Origin of the sequence: Massilia sp. W12 (assembly GCF_037300705.1) — a bacterium.
Taxonomy (GTDB): domain Bacteria; phylum Pseudomonadota; class Gammaproteobacteria; order Burkholderiales; family Burkholderiaceae_D; genus JACPVY01.
Window position 1 is genome coordinate 1,150,925 of the sequence record NZ_CP147776.1, and the last position, 20,373, is coordinate 1,171,297.

Consider the following 20,373-nt stretch of genomic DNA (forward strand, 5'->3'; position numbering starts at 1 on the left):
TTTTCCACACAGCCAGACCCATCATGCAATTCAGCCACGCCATTTTGCGCACGCCCGGCGATCCCGCCAGCGGCCTGACCACCGCCACCCTGGGCGCGCCCGATAAAGAATTAAGTTTGCGTCAGTTTGACGCGTATGCGCAAACCTTGCGCGACTTTGGTTTGCAGATTGATATTTTGCCGCCCTTGCCGGGTTTCGGCGACGCCCACTATGTCGAAGACACCGCCGTGGTGATGCCGGAAGGCGCCATCATCACCCATCCCGGCGCCCCGGCGCGCCAGGGCGAAGTCGAGAGCGTCGCCAGCGCCCTGGCCGCATACCGCAGCCTGCACCGCATGTCTGAGGCCGGCACAATGGATGGCGGCGATGTGCTGCTGGTGGGCAAGCAATTTTTCATCGGCGAAACCAGCCGCACCAATCAAGCCGGCATCAGCGAATTTGCGCGCATCGTCGAAGCCTGGGGCTATACCGTGCAGAGTATCGAAGTCGGGGCCGGACTGCACTTGAAATCCATCGTCAACTATGTTGGCAAAAACACCATGACGGTGAGTGAAGACGCCGCACGCAACCCGGCCTTTGCATCGTTTAACCACATCGTGCTGGCCCCGGAAGAGGAATATGCCGGCAATACCTTGTGGATCAATGACCGCCTGATCACCCCGGCCGGTTATCCCAAAACCCTGGCCGCACTGCAAGCGCTGGATTTGCCGATCACCGTGTTGGACACCAGCGAATTCCGCAAAATGGATGGCGGCTTGACTTGCCTGTCCCTGCGTTTTTAAACTTGAGCGCGCGCCAGCCGCGCGCGCCAAACCCGCGCCTGTCCCTGGCGCATTGCCGGAATTCCTGCAGTTTTGTTCTGAAGGAGAAGCGCGATGCAAGCCCATTTGAATCCGGAAAACTGGCGCCGCCATGTGCGCGGCTGGCAGATTGATGATTGTCTGGTGGTGCAGCCCAACCGCATCGCCTTGCGTCTGAGCGCGCAGGAAAAAGAAGGCGACGCCGGCATCCAGGCGCGCCTCTTGCAAATCCATTTACATTTGAATGATGAAGCGCAGTGCAGCGCGCACACCTTCAGCGCCTGGCCGGGGCCGCAACTCGGCTTGTTGACTGACCCCGCAGGCCAGCGCGTACCGCATGTTTTACTTTCAGCTGACGATAAAGACGGGCAATTATGTCTGGCGGCCTGGGAGCATGCGCATGAAGAATTCATCGAAATCGGCGCCTGGCCGCACATCCGCCGCCTGCGTCAGGTGCGTGAACAAAGTTGGGCCATCGGCGCGCGCTGCCTGTATCTGCGCAGCGAGCGCGGAACCTGGTTGCCGCAATTTGCCCCGGCCCCGGAGCAGGGCGAATTGCGCGATATGGATGCGTTTTCCAGTCATGAAATCTACGCCATCGGCGCCTATGGCGAAGTGTGGCAAAGCGATGGCCGCCGCTGGCGTCTGGCGGCAGAGTTGGATCAGGAACTGTGCGCCCTGGCCTGCGGCGGCAATGGCGTGGCCTACATCGGCGCAGCCGATGGTTCCCTGTGGCAGGGACGGGACGGCAAATGGCGCCAGGTGCGCGCCGGCTGGACAGCCGCCTGGCAAGACATGCAATGGCATCTTGACCGTTTGTGGCTCGCCGCGCCGGACTGCATGCGCCAATGGGACGGCAAACGCATGACATCCGTCAACGACCCCTGGAGCGGCAAACTTTTGCGCGGCAGATTGGACGGGCGCTACGGCTGGCTGCTGCAAGCCGACGCCCAAAGCGTGCGCGCATTTGACGGCCAGCAATGGCGCTTGATTGTGGCGCCGGTGGAAGAATCGTGAATTCCAGCCGCTGCGGGCCGGGCGCGCCGCCTGCGCAGATTCTGGCCTTGCACGGCAGGCAAGACAGGCAGATTCAGCGCCGCAGCCATCGCCAGGCAGTCTATTTATGCCATACTCTTGCTTACCACAACGGCAGGCAGGAGAGCATATGGCAAGCAGCTTGTTTATCTCCCACAGCAGTCAAGATGATGATTTTGTACGGGAATTGCGCACGCAATTGGCGGCGCATGGGGTGGAGGGCTGGATAGATTCACGGCAATTGCGCGGCGGCGATGGCTTGTGGTCGGAAATTGCGGCGGCGATTGAAAACTGTGATGCTTATTTAGCTGTGGTCAGCCCTGCGGGTTTGCAATCGGCATGGCTGGGCAAAGAATTAAAGCATGCGCTTGCCGTGCAAACAGCGCGCAAAGCAGCCGGCCAGGATTGGCGCGTCGTGCCGCTGTCGCTGGATAGCACCCGCCTGGGCGTGCTGGAAGCCTTGTTCAGCGAAGAAATATTGTATGTCCCGGCATCCAGCCAAGCCGGCGGCGTCGCCGCCGCCATCAATCCCATTCTGGTCGCCCTCGGCCTGCGCCTGCCGGCTGATGGCGCCCCCGCTGCGCCCCAGGCTGAAGATGCGCTCGAAGAGCTGGTGCTGGAACTGACTGACTGCAGCATGCAAGAGCAAGACGGCAAACAGCGCGCCGTCGCGCGCGCACGGCTGCTATACAAACCGGCCAAGCCCGGCCAAGCTGAAGTGATCAGCGCCAAAGCCTGGCGCTTGCAAGCGCCAATCGGTCCGATTGAGGCTGAAGATTTGCGCTGGTATCTGGAGAAATACGCGATCTGGCCCGGCAGCGCGTTTGCAGAGCGCAAGGCGCAGATTGAAAGTAAATTGCAACACTGGGGCGGCTTGTTGTACGAGCAAGCGATGCAACAGGCGGTATGCGGCGCGGCGGACTCAGCGCTGTCCCCGCAACTGACGCAACAAGTATTGAGCGCCTGGGCCGCGCTGGGCGATCAAGTCAGCCGGCGTTTTTCCGTATGGGTGGATGGCGAAGCCGAACACGGCGCCAGCGAAACAGAGGTGCGCCAGGCGCGCGAGGCGGCCGGCGCCTTGCTGGCCCTGCCCTGGGAGTTATTGCACGATGGCCGGCGTTTTTTCTTCCAAGGCGCGCACGCCACCCGGGTGCGGCGGCGCTTGCCCGGCACGCGACAGCAAAAACCGCTGCAATTTGATTTGCCGATCAGGGTCTTAGTGCTCAGTCCCCGCCCTGAAAACGCCAGCTGCGACTATATAGACCACCGCATCAGCGCAAAGCCATTGACAGCGGCGGCGCATGCCTTGCCCGGCCAGGTGGATATCCATATTTTGCAAAATCCATCATTCACCGGTTTGGAAGCCGAATTGCGCCGCGCCAAACAGGCCGGCCAAGCCTACCATGTGCTGCATTTTGACGGCCATGGCGTGTATGACCCGCATGTCGGCTTAGGCGGCCTGTGTTTTGAGCACCCGGAAGACAGCGCCAAGTGGGAGCAACGCCGTCACGAATTGATTTACACCGACAAACTCGGCCCGCTCTTGGATCAACACCGGATTGCCCTGGTGTTTTTAGAAGCCTGCCAAAGTGCGACCGCGCAAGACGCCACCGATTCCGTCGCCACCGCCTTATTAAAATCCGGCGTCGCCTCGGTGGTGGCGATGAGCCATAGCGTATTGGTGAGCACCGCGCGGCGCTTTGTCGAAACTTTTTACCACAGCCTGGCCGCCGGTCAGCGCGTCGGCGACGCCATGCTGGCTGCGCAGCAAGACCTGGCGGCCAACACCGTGCGCGGGCGCGTGTTTGGCGAGGGCGACTTTCATTTGCAGGATTGGTTTGTGCCGGTCTTGTATCAAGAGCAGTCCGACCCCGCGCTGTTTCGCCAGCAGCCCGCAGCGCAAACCGTGGCGGATTACCAAACCACGCTCAGGCATTGGCTGGGCGAAACGCCGGCCGCCCCGCCCGGCGGCTTCATTGGCCGCAGCCGCGAATTGCTGGCGCTGCAGCGCCGCTTGCTGGGGGCCGGCATGCGCTATTGCGTGATTGTGGGACAGGGTGGCGAAGGCAAGACCGCGCTGGCGGCAGAATGTGCGCGCTGGCTGCTGCATTCGCAACAGCTGCAGCAAGTCGCCTTTGTTTCGGTGGAATTGCATGCGAATTTGCCAGCGGTGCTGGATGCCCTGGGGCGCCAGCTGGCCGGCGCAGACTATTCGGTGGCGCAATACAGCAATCTGGATGCGCAATGCGCCCCCATCGAACGCGCCCTGCGCGAGCGCCGCACCCTGCTGCTGCTGGACAATATGGAAAGCATCTTGCCGCCGCCCTGGTTAAACACCGCGCCCGCCTTGCAAGAGCAGGCCGGGCAGGAATTAGCCGCCATACTCAGTGTGATGCAGCGCCTGAATGCGGTGGGTGAGAGCCGGCTGATTTTCACCAGCCGCGAAGCCTTGCCCGCACCGTTTGCAGCAGCAGAGGCGCGCATGGATCTGGCGCATTTGGATGTGGCCGATGCGGTGGCCTTGATCGAAGCCGCGCTTGGCGGCGAGGCAGCCGGGGCCGGCGCCGCCGAGCGCGCGCGCCTGGAGCAAATCGAAGCTCTGGCGCACACCGTGCATTGCCATGCGCGCACCCTGGCCTTGCTCGGGCCTAATCTGCGCGCCTGCGGCGTGGCCCAGACTCAAGCGGCATTACAAACCTTAATGGAAAAAATGGCGCGCGACTACCCCGGCGAGCGTGAAAAATCGCTGTTCGCCAGTGTGGAATTATCATTAGCGCGCCTGTCGCCGGCAAACCGGCACAGGGCGCGGGTGTTGGGGCTGTTTCATGGCGCGGTGCAATTGAACATGCTGCGGGCGATGATGGAATGGCCCGAGGAAGAGATAGCCGATTTGGCGCAAGACTTGGTGCAAACCGGCTTGGCCAGACTGAACCCTTACCAGCACCTGAGCTTGCAGGCGGCGCTCTGTCCTTACCTGGCCAGGCAATTGTCTGGCGAAGAAAGCGCAGCATGGGCGCCACGCTGGCAGGCGGTGATGCGGGGCTATGTGGAATTTCTGGTGCAGCAACAAGCCCAAAACGCCGAACTGGCCGCCACGTTGACGGAGCTGGAATTGGCGAATCTGTTTGCCCTGCTGGCGCAGCTGGAAAAGGCTGGCGATGCGGCAGCGATCATAGGCCTTGCCACCCGTCTGCATGGTTTACTGCAAAACTCAGGCAAAACGCAATTAAGCCAGCGCGTGGGCCAGGTGCGCGATGCGGCGCAGGCGCAATTGGGCGCCGGCTGGAGTCATGCGCATTTTGAAGCGGCGCGCACCCGAATTGAACAGAGTTTGGCGGCAGGGCAGATGCCTGCGGCCCTGGCCGGGGCGCAAGCCTTGCTGCAACAAGCGCTGGCGGCCGGGGCCGAGGCTTATCCTGATGCGGATTATGATTGCGCAGGGGCGCATTTTCTGCTTGGGCAGGTGTTGCGCTTCGCCGGCCATGCGCAAGCGGCGCTGCCGTTGCTGCAAGCCGCAGGCCAAGCTTTTATGGCGGCGGCGGCGCGCAGGCCAGCCGATTCTCCCGGTAAGGCGGCAGCAGAGGGCATGGCCTCAAACTGCCTGACTGAGCAAGCGGATTGCCTGTGTGATCTGGGCCAATATGATGCCGCTGCCGCAGCTTACCAAAGCGCCATTGCGGGGGCTGAGCAGCGCGGGGCTGTGCGCAGTGTGGCCGTGGGGAAAGGCCAGCTTGCCACGGTGTATTGGCTGCAAAAACGCTACCAGCAAGCTTTAGAGGCGTATGAAGCGGCGCGCAACAGCTTTGCCGCCTTACATGAGCATGCCAGCGTGGCCACGATTTTGCACCAAATCGGCATGGTGCATGCGCATGCCGGCAAGCCGGAACGGGCGGAAGACGCTTATCGCCAGTCATTGGCGATTGAGGTGCGCTTGGGTAATGCCGCCGGGCAAGCCAGCACGCTGGGGCAATTGGGTAACTTGTACGATGACCATTTACAGCGCCCGGAACAGGCGGTGGTGTTTTATCAGCAGGCCCTGGATATATATATTGCATTGGAAGACAAAGTAAAAGAAGGCATGTTGCACAATAATTTGGCCGATACCTTATGCCGGCTTGGCAATTTACCCGCCGCCCGCGAGCATATTCGCCAGGCAATTGCCTGCAAAGCAGCATTTGGCCATGCTGCCACACCGTGGACAAGTTGGGGCATTTTATTCAAGATCGAAACCGCCGCCGGCAATCACGCCGCCGCCCGGGACGCAAGGCAGCAAGCCTGCGCCCTGTATCTGGCTTACCGCCGAGATGGGGGTGAAAACCACAGCGGGCCAGGGCGCTTGTGCGCCGCCATCCAGACCATATTGCACGCCGGGGACGCGCCGCAAGCGCAAAGCCTGTTGCAGGAATTGGCTGCAGAAAAGGATGATGCCGACAACGTCCCGTGGCAAGCCCTGCTGGCCGCCCTCTTGGCCCTGAGCCAAGGCAGCCGCGACCCCGCTGTGGCGCTGGATGCGCGTTTGGATTATGACGATGCCGCCGAACTCATGCTGCTGCTGGAAAACTTGCCGCCTGTGGCAGAGGCCGGGCAGTGATGCGGCGGCGTTTTTATCCTCAGTCCCTGAGCTGATTGCGCAGGCAGCCGGCTGCTGGCTGCGCCTGTGCGGTGGCGCAGAGGGCTGGATGCTGCTGCAGCAACAGGATTATGTCCGCCGGCTTTGCTTTGATATCCGCATCGGCTAAGTGGATGCCACCCCTCCGGAGGGGGGGAATTAAGCCCTCAGGCTGTACGTGTTATTGCGTGAAGATTGCCGCAGCTTGGTTTGCTATGGCGCGCATGCTGTCATTGCACATTCGGCCACCACATCAGCAGCAAATGTGGCGCAGGATAGGTGCTGGCATACAAATCCGCGCACTCCATAAAAAAACGCCGGCTGCTTGCGCAAGCCGGCGTTTTTCATTCCAACAGTGTTGCTTACATCATGCAGATCTTCACGTTTTGATAACGTGCAGTGCCATAGTTGGAGAAGTCGCTGCAAACCTCGCCGTTACAAGCTTTCACCCAGATGTAGCTCAGCGAGCGCACCATCACGGTTTCATACGTGGTGCTCACAGTGCGCAGCAGGGTGGCGCGGGTCGGATCGTTTACCGAGGCGCGGAACAGGCGATATGAAGTGGCGCCCGGAACAGCGTTCCAGCTGGCTTCGTTTTCACCCACGCACAGATCAACCGGGAGCACGCTCAGGGTCGGCTTGGCCGGGGCGGCTGCCACGGTTACCGGCACGGTGGACGAGAACGGGCCGCAGCCGGAGCTGTTGCAAGCACGCACACGCAGATTGTGGCTGCCCAGGGCCAGGTTCAGATTGGTGGACAGCGCGTTCAGGTTGGCCAAAGTGGTCCAGGCGCCATTGTTGAATTGACCTTGCAATTCATAGGTGGCGACGGTGCCGCTGGCGGCGCCCCAGCTCACAGTCAGGCTGCTGCCGGACATGGCCGGTGCGGAAATCGAAGCCGGTGCGCCAGGCGCCGGCAGGGCTTCCACATTGATCTGACGGGTGCTGCTGATGTTGCCGAAGTTGCGCTTGATCGCGTCCGAAGTCGCGGTCACACGCAGGGTCTTGGCGCCGGTGCTGCTCCAGTTGTGCGCTTGGTAATTCGGTTTGTTGGCGTCGCCGGCAAACGAATTGCTTGTACCATCACCCCAGTCAATCACGTAATTGACCTTGTCTTTGAACGGCACGCAGGAACGCATTTGCACGCTGTAGCCGGAAGTGGTGGCCGGGACAGTGCTGGGGCCGATGATCATCGGGGTCAGCGCGCTGGTGGCCGGGTTGGCGAATTCCTTGAAGTACAGATTGCGGCGCAGTGCGTAGAACGGGGCTTTTTCGCGCAAGGTGTAATCTTCAACCTTGAACACTTCCCAACCGAAGATGGAAATCTTCCAGTCCATCCAGCTCCAGTTTTCTTTACCCACCAGCTGCCATTTGCCGTACAGCGCCAATTGCGCATTCACGTCCAGCACCGAGCTCTTCAAGGTTTCAAGCGTGCCGTCGCCATTCGCGTCGCCGCAGTTATTGCCGCTGTAAGCCCAGTAGGTCGAAGGCAGACCGATTTCCACACCCAGACCGGCGCTCAGGAACCATTGGCTGTACAGATAGCCGATGGCTTCCACCGCCACATAAGGCTTGGCGTCCACTTTCAAGGACACCGCGCTGTTCGAGCCCGGGTTGTTGTTCTGGAATTGCACGGTCGAATTGTTCGAGCCGCTGCAGCTGCTTTGGGTACAGGTGTAATCAAAGCTGTACACACCGCTGCCGGCATTGGTCAGCGAGACCGAGCCGCCCAGGCTGGCGTCAACGTCCACGCCGTAGAACAGCGGCACATGCAGACCCAGCACCACCGGAATCGGGCCGACGAAGAAGGTCCAGGAGTTGTTATACAGCGTGGTTTTCGGCGATCTCCAGTTGTACTTGTAGTTGATCGAGCCGGACAGCGACAACATACTGCTGTTCAGGTTCAAATCACCCTTGGCGCGGATATTGTCAAACCGCACGGCATACGGGATCTTGATACAGGAATTGGCGCGGTAAGAATAGTTGAAGGTGTAATCAATCTTACCTGTCACCGGGAAATCAGCGCCGATGGTGCCGGAGAAGCCGCCGCCGATATTGAAATTTTTGGAGCGGTCTAAATTATTGACATTGAAGCTGCCGCCCTTGGAGCGGGCATACCATTTGCCGCCGCAGCCAAACAAGGTCGGTTGTGCTGCGCCATTGCTCAGCTGTTGCGCGCTCATCACGCCGCCGCTGTCGCCATCCGGCTCGACAAAGGCGCCATATTGCTGTTGCACGGTGCCGGCGGCCATCGCGTCAGCCACGCCTTTATGCACATAGATCACGGTGCCGCTGCTGGCGCTGACATTATTGACGCTGGCCATCATCTGCTTGTTGCCGCTCTTACGCAGCATGATGGCGCTGTTGGAGAATTCATTGGCCAAATCGTTTTTCAGTTCGGCGGGCAAGGGAGCGTTGCTCAAGCCGGAAGACGATTCAATCATGTACATCATGGTTTCGCCGCTCACCGAGCTGGTGCTGGCTACGCCGCTCTTGCTCAGCATTTGCTGTTGCGGCAGGGGCGCCGGCGGCGGGGTGAAAACGCCACCCGGCATGGCTTCATTGGGAACACTCACCAGCTTCCAGCCTGTGCCGGATTGCATGGTTTTGTAGCGGATATTCGGCGATGGTTCAAATTCAACTGCTTGCACTTGTGCGGCAAACAGGAGGGGCAGCACGCACAGACTGCGTTTGAGGGTGAAGACAGAATGTCTTGACATGAAAAAACTCCGTAGAGGTTTGAGGTTGACAGACATCCCGGCTGCTTTTTTCAGGCAACAATGTCCCCTTGCCGCAAAAACAGCAGCAATATGGTTTGAACAGACGTGCGTCACCATCACGCGGTTTGCGCAATGGTTAGGGCCGGCTGGCGGATTTGTTGGACTGGCTGACGGCCATTGCACGCGCCAACGCTTTGCCAGGGATGGCAAATACAGGTGGAACGGGAAATGACCGTACAGGCTGGTCAGCAGATGAGATTGTCTGATTTCGTAAAACAAACTGCCGCAGCAGTGTCGGCAGCTGTTGTATTACGCAATGAATCGTAACATGGCGAAACATATGTGTCCACATAGAAACATCATTTCTTTGTGGAAACCTTGGTGCGCCGAAAATTTCAACCTTGGCTTAATTCAGTCTGCCCCTTTTTACGCAGGCGGCATGACAGTGCAGCCCCATATCGGGCGGCAGCGCACTGGATCAGGCGATCCCGCGCGCTGCAGCTGCCTATCAGACAATCACATCCGGTTGCGCCGGATCAATGCGCGGCGCCTGTCCCCGCAACACGGAATTGCCGCCATATAAAGTGCGTTGATCAATAGGGGATGGGTTAGTCCAGTGCGCTTCACACATTTCGCCATTCAAGCCATACACCGCCAGCGCATTGCTGTAGCAAACCTGAGCGATGACTTCTGCCGGAATGCCGCGTGCGGCCATCAGGCGGGCGGATTTGGCCACCGCCAGCGGGTCGGATACGCCCCAGTCGCAAGCCGAATCGACGATGATGCGCTGCGGGCCGTGTTTTTCCACAATCGCCGCCAGACGCTCATTGCCCATTTTGGTTGAAGGGTAAATCGTGAAAGCGCACCAATAGCCGCGCGCTAACACTTCTTCCAGAGTTTCTTCATTATTGTGGTCGATCACGCAGCGCGCCGGATCAAAGCCGCAGGATTCCAGCACATCCATGGTGCGGCTGGTGCCCTGTTTTTTATCGCGGTGCGGGGTATGGATCATGATTGGCAAATCAAATTCTTTGGCCAGCTCGATTTGCGCGCGCAAGGCGCGTTCCTCTTCTGCGGTTTGTTCATCAAAGCCGATTTCGCCCAAAGCCACCACGCCTTCCTTGGCCAGATAGCGCGGCAACACATCCAGCACCGCATCGGCCAGCGCGCGGTTATTCGCTTCTTTCGGATTCAAGCCGATCGCGCAATAGTGGCGGATGCCGAATTGCCCGGCGCGGAAGCGCTCAAAGCCGGTGATGGTGGAAAAATAGTCGATAAAACTGCCGACATTGGTGCGCGCCTGTCCCAGCCAGAAGGCCGGCTCAATCACCGCCACAATCCCGGCTTTGGCCATCGCTTCATAATCGTCGGTGGTGCGCGCAATCATATGCGCATGCGGATCGATCAAGCGTGCGCCGCTGCCGGCTGGCAAGCGCGCAAATGCGCTTTGATCGGCTTGCAGCGCTTGCATCTCTTGCCACAGTTGCAGCAACATCGCCGGCGTCAGCGTGTTCTGACAACAGGGACAGGCGACGCTTCTGCCGCCAAACATTTCTTCAATCGTGCTGTGATCCACTTCGCTGCTCATATCAACTCACTTTCCAATGCGGTTCATTCCTGCCAGGGGGCGAGCGCCGGCCAATCCGCCAGACTGCCGTCTTGCATCGCGGCGCCATATTCTTGCGCCAGGCGCGCGCGCAGCGCATCCAATTCCGGCGCGCCCGACTCCAGCACCGCGCGCGCCAGCGCGGCGCGCAGGGCGCTGCCGGGCGCAGCCTGTTGCGCCAGGTCTTGCAAGACGGCGCAGATTCTGGCGTCGGGACACAAGGCCAGCATACGCCAGAGTTCTGCGCTGATGGCGCGTCCGGCGGAGCGCCGTTCGCACAATAAATCATACAGAATCGCGCTCAAGGCCGGATTTGCGCGCGCGCTCAAGCCTTGCACCGGCCACAAGGGCAGGTCAAGGAAAAACGTTTTGACCGCCATCTGATTCCAGGCCGCTTCGTCAAACATCGCCAGCGGCCAGGGATTGCGCAAAGCAAACGCGGCAAACACCGGGCGCATGCCATTGCGCACCGCTTCGCGCGCGCGCGGGAGCAAAAGCGGGTGCTGCGGGTAGAGCGCATAGCCTTGATACAGCGCGATTTGCTCTTGGATCTCGCTTTGTTCGGCGATTTGCTCAAGCAGCGCTGCGCAAGCCTCCATCGACGGCAAGTGCGCCAGTGTGCACACAATCAAGCCGCTGCGCGCGGCCTGATCCACACTCCAGCGCGAGGGGTCCCAGCCGGCGCGCGCAGTTTGCGCAGCCTGCAATTGCGCCGCACTGAGCGCCAGATCCGCTTTGCCCAGTTTGCGCGCCGCCAGCCCGAGGGCTTTAAACAGGAGATTCAAGGGACGGTCGGATGGTGTGGCGCTGGCCAGGATCTGGCATTGCGCCAGATACCAGGCCGGATCGCTGGCGCGCGCGCTGATCCATTCTTGCAAACAGCTTTGTATTTGCGGCAATTGCGCGCGCCAGTCGGCCCAGGTTTCGGCGGGGAGCAGGGGATGCATATCAGGTTCCGGGGATGGTGCGTTGGAAAAATAAGGTCAACATCCAGGCCAGGGCGCAGGCGGCGGCGGCCAGCAGCGCGCTGGCGGGCGGCAGCGCGGGCTGGCAGGCCAGCAGCGCCACCCCATCCAGCAGGCTGGTGGCGGCGATCAATTGCGCCACCACCTGGCCGATGCGGGCGCGCGGTTGGGCGCCGCGCCGGATGCTGAATAAGAGCCGCAGCGCTTTGCCCAGCGCGCCCAGCAACAGCGCCAGCATGCAGACAAACAGGCTGTCCAGAATTTGCCATTCCGCAGCGCTTTGCCGCCACCACAGCGCCAGAAAATACAGCGGCGGCAGGGCCAGCGCGGCCAGCGGCCAATTGCGCAGCAGGCGGTGTTGATCTTCCTGTTTCGCGGCGTGACTCAGGCCGACGATGTGCAGCAACAGCGCGCCAGCCGCCGGCAAAATCAGCCAGCCGCCCGGCGCATCCGGATGCAACGCGAGTGCGCTGCCGGCGCATAAATACACCAGGGCGCGGCAACTGCCCATAATCAGGGGACTGACCGGATTGTCTTTATGCCAGACGTTGTAGAGCACGATGCAGCCGGCCAGCAGCGCGCCATATAAAATGCTGGGCGCTTTGCCGGCCTGGCTCAACATCAGCCAGCCGGCCCCCAGCATGGCGAAGCCGGCGGCGAACACGGTTGTACTTTGCGCCTGGCCTGCCGGGATCGGGCGTTGCGGGCGGTCGCGCGCGTCAATCGCGCTGTCATATGCGTCATTTAAATACATGCCGCCGACATAAAACAGGGAAAGCGCCAGCATCAGCAGCAACAACAGGGACGGGTGCGGCATCGCGCCGCCGGCGATGAGCAGGGCCGCCAGCACATTGCTCCACACAGTGGGCAGATTGGAGATGCGGCCTAAGCGCAACCAGACGCTGATTTTGCCTCTTGAGCTGAGGGTGTTCATGACTGCAATTCCCGATAAACGTATTCAAATTCGCGCGCAATCGCTTCTGCTTTGTGCATGCCGCGCAAGGCCGGCGGCAGCACATCCCAGGTATATGTTTCGATTTCCAGATGCGGGCTGATGGCTTGCTCGCGCAACAGGCTTAAAGTTTGCCGTAATTCCTGTCGCGTCGGGCCGATTTGCGCCTCGCCTTCCCAGAATAGCGGGACATGGCAATGAATGCGCCATTCCTGCTGCGGCCATTCTGCGCTGGCGCTGGCCAGCGCTTGCGGCAGATCATTATCGCGCAACAGGCTGGCGTGTTGGCGGCGCACCACTTGATGCAGATACACCCCATCGTCAAAACCCTGCAACTGCGGCGCCAGCTGCGCATGCATGGCTGGAATGCGCAAGGCGTTGGAGAGCTGGATTTTGGCCACGCTCACGCCCAAATCCTGGGCTTGTTGCAAAATCTGGCGCGGTTCTTCAAATTCCACTGCGCTGTGACAGACATCAAAACACAGGCCGAGATGGCGGCGCGCAATCCGCTCGGCCTGATTGATATTGCAGTGCAGGAGTTGCGCCAGCTGTCGCAAATTGCTTGCAGCCAGCCAGTATTGGCGGAAAAAATCCAGCGCATCCGCGCCGTTTTCCAGCAGACAGCCGGGTTCCGGCTCCAGCGCCAGACAAATCCGCTGCCCGGCTTCACGTTCGACTTGCACCAGGGCAAGCACGGCAGCCTGTAATTGCGGCAGCATGGCGGCGATGCGCTCATGATCCGGGCTGGCGTTGCGCCAGCCCAGCGGCACAGTCGAAATGCTGCCGGCTTCGCCCAGGGGCGATAAGCTTGCCAGCACGCGCGCGCAATCGCTGCTGTAGCGCACCCGCTGCGAGCTGCTCCAATCCGGTTCGTACACCTGTTGTTTGACCGGCTTGCGGTGGAATTCGCCATATGGAAAGGCATTGATGCTGAACACATAGGCGCCGAGATTGTCGAGCAGGGCGGCGAATTCCTGCAGCGTGACGCTGGCTTGCAAGGCGGCTGCGGCCTGCGCCGAGAGGCGCAAACCCAGGCCCAGCGGGGCGCGCGGCGCCAGCACGCCGCTGGCTTGCAAGTGTTGTCGCAACAGGGGCAGGTGTTGGCGCAAGCCGGCTTCAATTTCCGCCAGGGTTTCGCCGGCGTGGATATTGCTGCAATAGCCCAGATGCGGTTTGCCGGGCAGCATGGATAATTTCATGACGCCAATCTCCGTTCCGCCACTCCGTTCAATGCCGGCAGGGCTTGTTCATCCTGTCCCTCTTGCCGGGCCAGCCAGTGCAAAGCGTGCAACACCTGTTGCGCATCAATCTGATCGACTTCGCAGGCCTGGCCGATGCCGCGCAACAGGGTGATGCACAGGCTGCCGCCCAGATGTTCGCGAAACTCTTCCAAGCCCTGCAGCAGACATAAGCGGCCTTGCGCATCGCAGGCCGCCAATTGCGCATGCCACAGGCTAAAGCCGAGTTGCCGCAGTAAGCGCCAGATGCGCACTTCCTCGCCTGCCGCCAGCAGGCCGCATTGCACCGCATAGCGCGCATCCAGCACCAGGCCGAGCGCCACTGCTTCGCCATGTGACAGGGCATGGCGGCTTAAGCGCTCCAGCTTGTGCGCAATCCAATGGCCATAGTCGAGCGGGCGCGCGGAGCCGTGTTCAAACGGGTCGCCGCCATGCGTGATCTGGTGTAAATGCAGGTGCGCTGAGCGTTCAATCAGGGCGCTCATGGCGCACGGCTCAAAGCGCGCCAGATGCGCCGCCTGCGCTTCCAGCCAGTGGAAAAACAGGGCGTCGCGGATCAAGGCCACTTTCACCGCTTCGGCCATGCCGGCCCGCTTTTCGCGCGGCGGCAGGCTGTCGATAAAGCAGCTGTCATTGATCACCGCCCAGGGCGGCGCAAAGCTGCCCAAGAGGTTTTTCTGACCATTCCAATTGATCGCATTTTTCACGCCGACGCCGCTGTCTGCCTGCGCCAGCACGGTGGCTGGCAGGCGGATGTGACGCACGCCGCGATGAAACAGGGACGCAGCCAGGCCAACCGCATCCAGCACTGCGCCGCCGCCTATCGCCAGGGCGTAAGAGTGGCGGTCGATGCGGCGCTCGGCCAGGGCGTCGAGCAGGCGCCAGAGTTGCTGCACATCGTTTTTACAGGCTTCGCCGCCGGGTGTGATGATGATGTCGCCGATGATTTCCATATGCTGCGCATGGCGCTGCGCATACGCCTGGATGCGTGCGCACAGCTCCGGCATGGCTTGCGCCACCCCGCTGTCGAGGAAAATGGCGAGGCGCTGGCGTTTATCCGGTTCGCGCCGGCACAAGGCTTGCAGCAAGGCCGGGTTGTCCGGCGCAAACACATCGCGCGTATTAATCAATGGAAAGCTGTATGCCAATTGCAGGGTTTGTTCGGCCTCTGCATTTTCATGTCGCCAATGGGCCAGTTGCATGCTTTCCTCCTCTTGCCAAAAACGCCGGGCGCATGGCTGATTTCCGGCCCGGCTTGCTGCTGTGTTGCTTATGCATGGGTCAACATAAACGGCGGGGCCGCCGCCACGCCAGCGCTGCCGCCGGCGGGGTATTGCGCGACTTGTGCGGCGATCAGTTTGAGCTGATACATCAAGCCCATGGCGGCGTTCAATTGATCCGGCGCGCCATTGAATACGCTGTTCAAACTGCCCAATAACATTTGATAGGTGTTGTAGAAATTTTCACCAAACACCCTTGCCCCGCTGCCTTCGGCATAGTCGGATAAAGCGGCGTTTGGCGCGAAGTTGTAAATCGTGCTGCTGTCCAGGCTCACCGGTGCGCCGCTATATGACCAGCCGGACGGCGCGGCGGCATCGCGCACCAATGTCGCGCCATAGTAAATTTCGCCGAATTTGAAATAGTGTGCATAACTGCCGTCGCAATCCGTGGGCAGCCAGGCGTCGCCGCTGGCGTCCACTCCTTCGCCCTGGTTGATGATGGTTTGCAAGGCCGCGTTGGCGCTGTTTTGATCCACCACATAGCCTTGCGCCGGCGCGCTTTTAACGGGGGGAAACCATTTGCTGATATCCACCTGCTGTGCGGTGCGCGGGCTGGCGAACAGATTCACGCCGCTGGCTTGCACTGCCGCAATCGCCGCCATGATGGCTTGGTAAAACTCGCCGATGGATGCGAATTCGCCCGGCACATGCGGGTCTGGATTGGGCGCGCTTTCGCCTGGCAGGATATCGCTGGTGTCCGGCTTTTCAATCGCCATGAACACCTTGTACACCTGCTCTTTACTGAGCGCAGCCAGGCTGACTTGCAAATTATTGTCCACTTTGCCGGGCAAGGCGCCGGGGTATTGCAATTCATTGGCCAGCGTCACAATGTCGGGATTGGCTCCAATCGCAATCAGGGTGTTGGCGGCTAAGGTCATGTGCAACATTTCTTCTGTCACCACCGATTGCACCAGCGCGGCGGCGGCGCGGTTGCTGCCGCTTTGCACGGAAAACAGCGCGGTCAGATAGGGCGGAATGGTGGAGAGTTCAAGCTGCACCGCCAAATTCAGCGCAGCGACGATGCTTGCCTGGTTTGGCGTGGTTTGCAATTGGCTGAGCAAATCGCGGTTGATGCGTAACATGGTCAGTTTCCTTTTCTCAAGCCTTGCGAGGAGGGACAGCTTGCGCGCCGCCGCTATGCGGGCAGGCAGCGCGTGCGCCGCCGCCACGGGTCGGGCAGCGCTGATTGAACATTTGCAACATGCTGGCCGGCCGGCCCTGGGCTTGCAGCACTTGATCAAAATATTGGATCAGCGCGGCGCGCTTGCTGGAAGATAAGTCGCGCGTGACCGGCATTTGATCCGGGTCGTCAATCGGCTTGTCAAACACAAAGCGCAAGATAAAAGCGTTGGCGTCGGCTTGCGCCTGCTGCGAAAAATCAAACAAGCCCTGGCTCATCACCGGATACAGATTGGCGTATTGCTGCAAAATCGGTTGCACCACTTCCCAGGTGACAGGATTGGGCGCGCTGAAGCTGGAAAACAGCAGCACCGCCAGCACATCAAATTGCTGCTGCACCGTGGTTTGCTGTCCGGCCAGGTTGTAGCTGATCATATACAGCTGGCCATCCATATATGCGCGCGGCGCGCCGAAGCTGGCCGGGCCTTGCAGCGTGATTTGAATTTTGCCCTTGGCGTCGCTTGGCCCGCTGGCGCTGCAGCTGATCGCCCCGACCGGCTGATTATTCACCGGTACGGCGGCTTTCGGCGTGGTTTGCGGCGGGCTGTCGGTTGGTGTGTCGCCATTGTCAGGCAACGGGCCGGTGGGACAGAACACCACTTCCTGTCCTGCCAGCGGCTGGCCGTATTGCGCCACATACACCGTGCTTTGCACTTGATTTTGCGTTGCGTCGTTGGGATCGAGACGGAAGGTGATTTGGTCGGAGCGGATCTCCAGGCCACCGGCCCCCTCGCGCACCACAATGAAGGCGTCGCCGCTGGCGTCCAGCACATTCAAGAGGGCAAATGGTTGATTCGCACAGGCCGCCAACGCAGCGGCTGGCAAGGGCACGCTTTGGATGCCGGAGCCGGCCAATTGCCGGCTTTGCGAATAATCCAGCGCCGCCAGTTTGATATATGCGCTTTTTTCAATCACCGTGTTTTGCTGCGCATTGGCGTCATTCAACAGCGCGAACACCATGTTTTCGCCCATGCTGCTGACCCGGAATTGATTCGGCAGGCTGGTTTGGGACGGATCATAATACAGCGGCATGGCGTTGCTCAAATCAACCTGCAGGGTATTGCCTGTCACCACGCTGGAAAAACAGGTGATCGCCGGCGTACTCGGCGGAATATTTGTGCCGTTGGTGTTGATGTTGGGATTATTGCCATTGGTGGCCCCGCCATTGCCATACGGCATGAAGCGCCGTCCCAGGATGAAGGAGTGCGGCTCATCCGCATACGCCGGGCCAATCGCGCCCAGCAGCACGCCATAGCTGAAATAAGGATCGCCCAGAGTGGCGTCAAAGCCATATGTGGTGAGGCGGATCGAGAGGGTGTTGTTTTGCCCTTGCGAAATCTGCATCAGTGCTTGCAGCACCGCGCTGTTGCTGGCAGCGATTGCCGCCGCATTCCATTGCACATCAGTCAAAATCGACTGAAACATGGCGGAGGCGGCGCTGTCGGCGCTTTCGCCGGAAGTGCGCGAAAACCACAAATCGCGGAAGGCGTTGGCTTCATACTCGCCGGCGAATAACACTTCGCCACTCGCATTGCACAGGGTGATGCCCTGACCATAGATGGAGGAGGCGAGCTGCCAATCCGGATCCAGATCAACCATTTTGCCGGAGGGGCGGTTCAAGGCGTTGCCGACGATCAGACCGATCGCGCCATCCTGGCTGGCGTTGTCCTGCTCTTCGCCCTGCGGCGTCATGACGCTTTTCACCAGGCAATCTTTGAGTGCGAAAATCCCGCTGCCCATCGGATTCCACCAGCCATTAAAGGTGCTGCCTTGTTGCGGAGTTTGAAATGCGGGGTTGAAGGTGGCATTGTCAAAGTGCCGTGGATCGTTGTTGACAGTCGATACATCGGCCTGGAACAAACCGGAAAACGCCAGGCGGGGAAACTGGAGATAACTCATGAACAGCTCCTTGGCTAGGTGGCAGCGGGGCGCATTGGAGGTGCGGCAAAAACCAGTATGCGGGACAGTTTCACAGTCTTCGATTACGCTTGATTACAGGCGGCTTGCCGGCAGGCAATCATTGCTGTATGGCAAAGCGGATCGATCAATCTGTGGCAAGCAGATACCGCGCGAGTATAAGCGGGCGCCGCTGGCGAAAGCGGCTACAATCGCAAAAGCGTCTGCGGATGCGGCTTTTTCGCGACATCCTGCGCCTTTGGTTTGTCCCCTTTTTTCTGCACGGAAAGTATTGATCAGATGCAATCCTTACTGCTGTTGAATGTGGTTGGCTTGACCTCGCATGTACTGGGCGAATTCACGCCGCGCCTGCGCGCCTTTGCCGCCGCCGGCGAGCTGCGCACTTTACGCGGCATCACGCCTGCCGTCACCTGTTCGGCCCAGGCCAGTATGCTGACCGGCCTGACGCCGCAAGAACATGGGATTGTCGGCAATGGCTGGCTGTTCCGCGATTTGGCGGAAATCTGGTTTTGGCGCCAGTCCAACAGGCTGATGGGCGGCGAAAAAATCTGGCAGGCCGGCAAGCGGCGCGATCCGGCCTTTTCCTGCGCCAACTTGTTCTGGTGGTACAACATGGCGTCCAGTCATGATGTCGGGGCCACGCCGCGCCCGATTTACAAGGCGGATGGCCGCAAGCTGCCGGATTGCCTGACCACGCCGGCGCAATGGCGCGATCAATTGCAAGCAAAGCTGGGACAGTTTCCCCTCTTTCAGTTTTGGGGTCCGGCCACTTCCATCGCCTCCAGCCGCTGGATTGCCGGGGCAGCGCGCGACGCCATACAGCGCTTTGATCCCACCCTGAGCCTGGTGTATTTGCCGCATCTGGATTATGACTTGCAACGTTATGGCCCGGATCTGACACACCCTGCAGTGCAGCAATCCTTGCGTGAGATTGATCAAGTGGCCGGCGATTTGATCGACGCGGCGCAAAGCGCGGGACGCAGCGTGATGCTGGTGTCGGAATATGGCATTACGCCAGTCTCCAGAGTGGTGCACTTGAATCGGCATTTGCGCGCTGCCGGCTGGTTGACGCTGCGGCATGAAGATGGCGCTGAGATTCTGGACCCTTCTTCCTGTCCCGTATTTGCGGTGGCTGACCATCAAATCGCGCATGTATATGTGGCCGATGCGGCGCGCGTGCCGGAGGTGGCGCGCCTGCTGGCGCAGATTCCCGGTGTGGCCGGGGTGTGGAGCGGGGCGGCGCGCGCCGAACTGGGTTTGGATCATGCACGTTCGGGCGAGATTGTGGTCTTGGCCGAAGCCGACGCCTGGTTCAGTTATTACTACTGGGAAGATGATGCGCGCGCGCCGGATTTTGCGCGCACCGTGGAGATCCACCGCAAGCCGGGTTACGATCCGGCGGAATTATTCTTTGATCCCGCCATCCGCATGCCTGAACTCGCGGCAGCCAAAAAACTCTTGTTGCGCAAACTGGGCATGCGCACGGTCATGAATCTGATCGGACTGGACGCCTCGATTGTCAAAGGCTCGCATGGACGCATGACCAGCGGGGCGCATGCGCCAGTCTTGATATGTGACAGACCGGACATCTTGCCGCAGCAGGAATTGGGGCTGACGGATATCAAGGCGCTGGCCTTGGCGCGCATATTCGGCGCCTAGGCCGGCTTGCTGGAGGCGGCTTATTCGTCCCAGCTCATATTGATGGCCCCGGCTGCGCCCTGCGCCATCACATACAAACCTTGGCCAACCGGGACGTAAATCGAGGCTGAGGAATTGTAATCATTACCTGAAGCAAAACCATGCACCACAAAAATCGGCCGTTTCCAATTGCCCGGCGGGGACGGGGCGCTGGTGTCTGCAAACAGCGCGGTGGCCCCGCCGGCATACGAGGTCAGGGCGGTGCTGCGGATGTAAATCCCGCGTGTATTTGCCGCCGGCGCAACAATTTCAATCACTTGGTTCGCATTCAGATGGTAATTCACATAATTCACGCCCACGCTATCAGCGGCGTGGACAGTGGCGGGCAGGATGGCAGCGCTGCAGAGCAAGAGGGCGCAAAGCATATTTCGCAT

13 protein-coding genes are annotated in these 20,373 nt (G+C 60.3%); 4 read left to right on the forward strand and 9 right to left on the reverse strand.

Annotated elements, in window-relative coordinates; genetic code table 11:
• Nucleotides 1-23 precede the first annotated feature (23 nt).
• From V8J88_RS04755 to V8J88_RS04765, 3 genes are all read left to right on the forward strand, one after another.
• Complete coding sequence (locus V8J88_RS04755) at nt 24-782, forward strand: amidinotransferase (RefSeq protein ID WP_338848128.1); 759 nt, start codon at nt 24-26, stop codon at nt 780-782.
• A 93-nt stretch (nt 783-875) separates the two neighbouring features.
• Entirely contained in the window at nt 876-1,817 is a 942-nt protein-coding gene (locus V8J88_RS04760) for a hypothetical protein (RefSeq protein WP_338848129.1), read from the forward strand.
• A 148-nt stretch (nt 1,818-1,965) separates the two neighbouring features.
• Nucleotides 1,966-6,426, forward strand: coding sequence for a CHAT domain-containing protein (locus V8J88_RS04765; RefSeq protein WP_338848131.1), 4,461 nt, complete (start codon nt 1,966-1,968; stop codon nt 6,424-6,426).
• 380 nt (nt 6,427-6,806) lie between these two features.
• Here V8J88_RS04765 and V8J88_RS04770 read toward each other — a convergent pair whose 3' ends face one another.
• From V8J88_RS04770 to V8J88_RS04805, 8 genes are all read right to left on the reverse strand, one after another.
• Nucleotides 6,807-9,164 (reverse strand): fibronectin type III domain-containing protein, encoded by a 2,358-nt coding sequence (locus tag V8J88_RS04770; protein ID WP_338848133.1) that lies wholly within the window; start codon nt 9,162-9,164, stop codon nt 6,807-6,809.
• Nucleotides 9,165-9,672: 508 nt separating this feature from the next.
• Entirely contained in the window at nt 9,673-10,752 is a 1,080-nt protein-coding gene (locus V8J88_RS04775) for a TatD family hydrolase (protein WP_338848134.1), read from the reverse strand.
• Nucleotides 10,753-10,775: 23 nt separating this feature from the next.
• Entirely contained in the window at nt 10,776-11,717 is a 942-nt protein-coding gene (locus V8J88_RS04780; protein ID WP_338848135.1) for an EboA domain-containing protein, read from the reverse strand.
• Nucleotide 11,718: 1 nt separating this feature from the next.
• On the reverse strand, nt 11,719-12,669 hold the full coding sequence (locus V8J88_RS04785; RefSeq protein WP_338848136.1) for a UbiA family prenyltransferase: 951 nt from the start codon (nt 12,667-12,669) through the stop codon (nt 11,719-11,721).
• Nucleotides 12,666-13,886 (reverse strand): metabolite traffic protein EboE, encoded by a 1,221-nt coding sequence (gene eboE, locus V8J88_RS04790; protein ID WP_338848138.1) that lies wholly within the window; start codon nt 13,884-13,886, stop codon nt 12,666-12,668. The genes V8J88_RS04785 and eboE overlap by 4 nt, the downstream gene beginning before the upstream one ends.
• Entirely contained in the window at nt 13,883-15,127 is a 1,245-nt protein-coding gene (locus tag V8J88_RS04795; RefSeq protein WP_338848139.1) for a 3-dehydroquinate synthase, read from the reverse strand. The genes eboE and V8J88_RS04795 overlap by 4 nt, the downstream gene beginning before the upstream one ends.
• Before the next feature lie 68 nt (nt 15,128-15,195).
• Complete coding sequence (locus V8J88_RS04800) at nt 15,196-16,287, reverse strand: ferritin-like protein (protein WP_338848141.1); 1,092 nt, start codon at nt 16,285-16,287, stop codon at nt 15,196-15,198.
• 16 nt (nt 16,288-16,303) lie between these two features.
• Entirely contained in the window at nt 16,304-18,283 is a 1,980-nt protein-coding gene (locus V8J88_RS04805) for a hypothetical protein (RefSeq protein WP_338848142.1), read from the reverse strand.
• Between the two features lie 297 nt (nt 18,284-18,580).
• Here V8J88_RS04805 and V8J88_RS04810 point away from each other — a divergent pair, with 297 nt between their 5' ends.
• Nucleotides 18,581-19,960: a nucleotide pyrophosphatase/phosphodiesterase family protein gene (locus V8J88_RS04810; RefSeq protein WP_338848143.1), complete on the forward strand. Its 1,380-nt coding sequence runs from the start codon at nt 18,581-18,583 to the stop codon at nt 19,958-19,960.
• A gap of 20 nt (nt 19,961-19,980) precedes the next feature.
• On the opposite strand, the gene V8J88_RS04815 is transcribed toward V8J88_RS04810, so the two are convergent.
• On the reverse strand, nt 19,981-20,373 hold the full coding sequence (locus tag V8J88_RS04815) for a hypothetical protein (protein ID WP_338848144.1): 393 nt from the start codon (nt 20,371-20,373) through the stop codon (nt 19,981-19,983).

Coding starts and splice junctions, on each gene's coding strand:
- eboE (WP_338848138.1), bottom strand. CDS start 13,886: ATGAAATTATCCATGCTGCCCGGCAAACCGCATCTGGGCTATTGCAGC.
- V8J88_RS04815 (WP_338848144.1), bottom strand. CDS start 20,373: ATGCGAAATATGCTTTGCGCCCTCTTGCTCTGCAGCGCTGCCATCCTG.
- V8J88_RS04770 (WP_338848133.1), bottom strand. CDS start 9,164: ATGTCAAGACATTCTGTCTTCACCCTCAAACGCAGTCTGTGCGTGCTG.
- V8J88_RS04805 (WP_338848142.1), bottom strand. CDS start 18,283: ATGAGTTATCTCCAGTTTCCCCGCCTGGCGTTTTCCGGTTTGTTCCAG.
- V8J88_RS04765 (WP_338848131.1), top strand. CDS start 1,966: ATGGCAAGCAGCTTGTTTATCTCCCACAGCAGTCAAGATGATGATTTT.
- V8J88_RS04810 (WP_338848143.1), top strand. CDS start 18,581: ATGCAATCCTTACTGCTGTTGAATGTGGTTGGCTTGACCTCGCATGTA.
- V8J88_RS04800 (WP_338848141.1), bottom strand. CDS start 16,287: ATGTTACGCATCAACCGCGATTTGCTCAGCCAATTGCAAACCACGCCA.
- V8J88_RS04780 (WP_338848135.1), bottom strand. CDS start 11,717: ATGCATCCCCTGCTCCCCGCCGAAACCTGGGCCGACTGGCGCGCGCAA.
- V8J88_RS04785 (WP_338848136.1), bottom strand. CDS start 12,669: ATGAACACCCTCAGCTCAAGAGGCAAAATCAGCGTCTGGTTGCGCTTA.
- V8J88_RS04760 (WP_338848129.1), top strand. CDS start 876: ATGCAAGCCCATTTGAATCCGGAAAACTGGCGCCGCCATGTGCGCGGC.
- V8J88_RS04775 (WP_338848134.1), bottom strand. CDS start 10,752: ATGAGCAGCGAAGTGGATCACAGCACGATTGAAGAAATGTTTGGCGGC.
- V8J88_RS04795 (WP_338848139.1), bottom strand. CDS start 15,127: ATGCAACTGGCCCATTGGCGACATGAAAATGCAGAGGCCGAACAAACC.
- V8J88_RS04755 (WP_338848128.1), top strand. CDS start 24: ATGCAATTCAGCCACGCCATTTTGCGCACGCCCGGCGATCCCGCCAGC.